Source organism: Stenotrophomonas daejeonensis (assembly GCF_001431505.1).
In the GTDB taxonomy this organism is placed as follows: domain Bacteria; phylum Pseudomonadota; class Gammaproteobacteria; order Xanthomonadales; family Xanthomonadaceae; genus Stenotrophomonas; species Stenotrophomonas daejeonensis.
This window is the reverse complement of sequence record NZ_LDJP01000061.1, coordinates 1-5147: the sequence shown is the minus strand read 5'-3', so window position 1 is coordinate 5147 and position 5147 is coordinate 1. Positions and strand designations below refer to the sequence as shown.

At 54.7% G+C, this 5147-nt stretch carries 2 tRNA genes and 3 rRNA genes; all 5 read right to left on the bottom strand.

Going from position 1 to position 5147, the window contains the following annotated elements:
* Window positions 1-109 (bottom strand): 5S ribosomal RNA (gene rrf / locus ABB34_RS10595); the annotation flags it as partial.
* A 125-nt stretch (window positions 110-234) separates the two neighbouring features.
* Window positions 235-3112: ribosomal RNA gene (locus ABB34_RS10590) — 23S ribosomal RNA — on the bottom strand.
* Window positions 3113-3334: 222 nt separating this feature from the next.
* A tRNA-Ile gene (locus ABB34_RS10585) sits at window positions 3335-3411 on the bottom strand.
* A gap of 20 nt (window positions 3412-3431) precedes the next feature.
* Window positions 3432-3507 (bottom strand) — tRNA-Ala (locus ABB34_RS10580).
* Window positions 3508-3599: 92 nt separating this feature from the next.
* Window positions 3600-5144, bottom strand: a 16S ribosomal RNA gene (locus tag ABB34_RS10575).
* Between the last annotated feature and the right edge of the window lie 3 nt (window positions 5145-5147).

Below are 5147 nucleotides of genomic sequence, written 5' to 3'. Positions count from 1 at the left end.
CGATGACCTACTCTCGCATGGCTTGAGCCACACTACCATCGGCGCAGCTGCGTTTCACTTCCGAGTTCGGGATGGGATCGGGTGGTTCCACAGCGCTGATTTCACCAGGGAGAGGGTTGGAGGGTCGCTATCCGGTGGATTGGATGAAGCGCCAGCCTCTCGTAGGGACTTGTGACGTAGCGTGCACTTGGGTTCTATCGACATGTCATGTCGGCCAAGGCAACTTGAGGTTATATGGTCAAGCCACACGGATCATTAGTATCAGTTAGCTCAATGCATTGCTGCACTTACACACCTGACCTATCAACCACGTAGTCTACATGGTTCCTTCAGGGGGCTAGAGCCCCGGGAAGTCTCATCTTGAGGCGCGCTTCCCGCTTAGATGCTTTCAGCGGTTATCGCTTCCGAACATAGCTACCCGGCAATGCCACTGGCGTGACAACCGGAACACCAGAGGTTCGTCCACTCCGGTCCTCTCGTACTAGGAGCAGCCCCTCTCAAACTTCCAACGCCCATGGCAGATAGGGACCGAACTGTCTCACGACGTTCTGAACCCAGCTCGCGTACCACTTTAAATGGCGAACAGCCATACCCTTGGGACCGACTACAGCCCCAGGATGTGATGAGCCGACATCGAGGTGCCAAACACCGCCGTCGATATGAACTCTTGGGCGGTATCAGCCTGTTATCCCCGGAGTACCTTTTATCCGTTGAGCGATGGCCCTTCCATACAGAACCACCGGATCACTAAGTCCTACTTTCGTACCTGCTTGATCCGTCGATCTTGCAGTCAAGCACGCTTATGCCTTTGCACACAGTGCGCGATGTCCGACCGCGCTGAGCGTACCTTCGAGCTCCTCCGTTACTCTTTAGGAGGAGACCGCCCCAGTCAAACTACCCACCATACACGGTCCCCGACCCGGATTACGGGCCCAGGTTAGAACGTCAAGCACGACAGGGTGGTATTTCAAGGATGGCTCCACCACAACTGGCGTCATGGTTTCATAGCCTCCCACCTATCCTACACAGACGAACTCAACGTTCAGTGTAAAGCTATAGTAAAGGTTCACGGGGTCTTTCCGTCTTGCCACGGGAACGCTGCATCTTCACAGCGATTTCAATTTCACTGAGTCTCGGGTGGAGACAGCGCCGCTGTCGTTACGCCATTCGTGCAGGTCGGAACTTACCCGACAAGGAATTTCGCTACCTTAGGACCGTTATAGTTACGGCCGCCGTTTACTGGGGCTTCGATCAAGAGCTTCGCCTTGCGGCTGACCCCATCAATTAACCTTCCAGCACCGGGCAGGCGTCACACCCTATACGTCCACTTTCGTGTTTGCAGAGTGCTGTGTTTTTGATAAACAGTCGCAGCGGCCTGGTTACTGCGACCCTCCTCAGCTTTGACCCGCATGGGCCACCAAAGAGGGTGCACCTTCTCCCGAAGTTACGGTGCCATGTTGCCTAGTTCCTTCACCCGAGTTCTCTCAAGCGCCTGAGAATTCTCATCCTACCCACCTGTGTCGGTTTACGGTACGGTCTGCGTAAGCTGAAGCTTAGGAGCTTTTCCTGGAAGCGTGGTATCAGTGACTTCGCCTAAAAGGCTCGTCTCGGTGCTCGGTCTTGAAGGAACCCGGATTTGCCAAAGTTCCAAACCTACCGCCTTTCCCCGGGACAACCAACGCCCGGTACACCTAACCTTCTCCGTCCCTCCATCGCACTTACGCGAGGTGCAGGAATATTAACCTGCTTCCCATCGACTACGCATTTCTGCCTCGCCTTAGGGGCCGACTCACCCTGCGCCGATTAACGTTGCGCAAGGAAACCTTGGGCTTTCGGCGTGCGGGTTTTTCACCCGCATTATCGTTACTCATGTCAGCATTCGCACTTCCGATACCTCCAGCAGACTTCTCAATCCACCTTCACCGGCTTACGGAACGCTCCTCTACCGCGCATCACAAAGTGATGCACCCCAAGCTTCGGTTCTGTGCTTAGCCCCGTTAAATCTTCCCCGCAGACCGACTCGACCAGTGAGCTATTACGCTTTCTTTAAAGGGTGGCTGCTTCTAAGCCAACCTCCTGGCTGTCTGTGCCTTTCCACATGGTTTTCCACTTAGCACAAAATTTGGGACCTTAGCTGTGGGTCTGGGTTGTTTCCCTTTTCACGACGGACGTTAGCACCCGCCGTGTGTCTCCCATACAGTCCGTCTCGGTATTCGGAGTTTGCAATGGTTTGGTAAGTCGCGATGACCCCCTAGCCATAACAGTGCTCTACCCCCGAGAGGATACATATGAGGCGCTACCTAAATAGCTTTCGAGGAGAACCAGCTATCTCCGGGTTCGATTAGCTTTTCACTCCTAATCACACCTCATCCCCTACCTTTGCAACGGGAGTGGGTTCGGGCCTCCAGTGCGTGTTACCGCACCTTCACCCTGGGCATGACTAGATCACCCGGTTTCGGGTCTACTGCCCGCGACTATGCGCCCTTATCAGACTCGGTTTCCCTTCGCCTCCCCTATACGGTTAAGCTTGCCACGAACAGTAAGTCGCTGACCCATTATACAAAAGGTACGCAGTCACCCTTGCGGGCTCCTACTGCTTGTACGCACACGGTTTCAGGTTCTATTTCACTCCCCTCTCCGGGGTTCTTTTCGCCTTTCCCTCACGGTACTGGTTCACTATCGGTCGGTCAGTAGTATTTAGCCTTGGAGGATGGTCCCCCCATGTTCAGACAGGGTTTCACGTGCCCCGCCCTACTCGTCTTCACTGGCATGGCCCTTTCAAATACAGGGCTGTCACCTTCTATGGCCAACCTTTCCAGGTTGTTTTTCTAAAACCATGCCAGCTTAAGGGCTAGTCCCCGTTCGCTCGTCGCTACTCAGGGAATCTCGGTTGATTTCTTTTCCTCCGGTTACTTAGATATTTCAGTTCACCGGGTTCGCTTCCAGCAGCTATGTATTCACTGCAGGATACTGCCGAAGCAGTGGGTTTCCCCATTCGGACATTGCCGGATCAAAGCTTGTTGCCAGCTCCCCGACACTTTTCGCAGGCTGCCACGTCCTTCATCGCCTCTGACCGCCAAGGCATCCACCGTGTGCGCTTATTCGCTTGACCATATAACCGCAAGTTGCCTTGGGTCACATGCGCATGGGGGTACAAAGCCCACGCACGAATATAACGACTCAATCAATAAAGAGACTTGCGTCTCTCGCCTTAGCCTCACGACACGTCTGATAGATAATCTCAAACGCTCGCTACGTCACAAGTTGTAAAAGAACAGGTCCCGGCCACAATGCCAGGCCCTTCAAATTCTTCGTATGCGCCAATCATTCAGAGTGGTGGGTCTGGGAGGACTCGAACCACCGACCTCACCCTTATCAGGGGTGCGCTCTAACCACCTGAGCTACAGACCCAATGTTCTGTCAAAGCGCAGTGGTGGAGCCTGTCGGGATCGAACCGACGACCCCCTGCTTGCAAAGCAGGTGCTCTCCCAGCTGAGCTAAGGCCCCATGTACGGGACTTCTCCACACCGGCTTCCGGTGCGGAACTCTGAATGCAGGTCTCTTGTGGGGGCGCCTGACAGGCGATGCCGTCATGCTCAAAAGGAGGTGATCCAGCCGCACCTTCCGATACGGCTACCTTGTTACGACTTCACCCCAGTCATCGGCCACACCGTGGCAAGCGCCCTCCCGAAGGTTAAGCTACCTGCTTCTGGTGCAACAAACTCCCATGGTGTGACGGGCGGTGTGTACAAGGCCCGGGAACGTATTCACCGCAGCAATGCTGATCTGCGATTACTAGCGATTCCGACTTCATGGAGTCGAGTTGCAGACTCCAATCCGGACTGAGATAGGGTTTCTGGGATTGGCTCACCGTCGCCGGCTTGCAGCCCTCTGTCCCTACCATTGTAGTACGTGTGTAGCCCTGGCCGTAAGGGCCATGATGACTTGACGTCATCCCCACCTTCCTCCGGTTTGTCACCGGCGGTCTCCTTAGAGTTCCCACCATTACGTGCTGGCAACTAAGGACAAGGGTTGCGCTCGTTGCGGGACTTAACCCAACATCTCACGACACGAGCTGACGACAGCCATGCAGCACCTGTGTCACGGTTCCCGAAGGCACCCATCCATCTCTGGAAAGTTCCGTGCATGTCAAGGCCAGGTAAGGTTCTTCGCGTTGCATCGAATTAAACCACATACTCCACCGCTTGTGCGGGCCCCCGTCAATTCCTTTGAGTTTCAGTCTTGCGACCGTACTCCCCAGGCGGCGAACTTAACGCGTTAGCTTCGATACTGCGTGCCAAAGTGCACCCAACATCCAGTTCGCATCGTTTAGGGCGTGGACTACCAGGGTATCTAATCCTGTTTGCTCCCCACGCTTTCGTGCCTCAGTGTCAGTGTTGGCCCAGGCAGTCGCCTTCGCCACGGATGTTCCTCCTGATCTCTACGCATTTCACTGCTACACCAGGAATTCCACTACCCTCTGCCACACTCTAGTCAACCAGTTTCCATCGCAATTCCCAGGTTGAGCCCAGGGCTTTCACGACAGACTTAATCAACCACCTACGCACGCTTTACGCCCAGTAATTCCGAGTAACGCTTGCACCCTTCGTATTACCGCGGCTGCTGGCACGAAGTTAGCCGGTGCTTATTCTTTGGGTACCGTCAGAACCACAGGGTATTAACCCATGGCTTTTCTTTCCCAACAAAAGGGCTTTACAACCCGAAGGCCTTCTTCACCCACGCGGTATGGCTGGATCAGGCTTGCGCCCATTGTCCAATATTCCCCACTGCTGCCTCCCGTAGGAGTCTGGACCGTGTCTCAGTTCCAGTGTGGCTGATCATCCTCTCAGACCAGCTACGGATCGTCGCCTTGGTGGGCCTTTACCCCGCCAACTAGCTAATCCGACATCGGCTCATTCAATCGCGCAAGGTCCGAAGATCCCCTGCTTTCACCCGTAGGTCGTATGCGGTATTAGCGCAAGTTTCCCTGCGTTATCCCCCACGACAAAGTAGATTCCGATGTATTCCTCACCCGTCCGCCACTCGCCACCCAGAGAGCAAGCTCTCCTGTGCTGCCGTTCGACTTGCATGTGTTAGGCCTACCGCCAGCGTTCACTCTGAGCCAGGATCAAACTCTTCACTTAAAA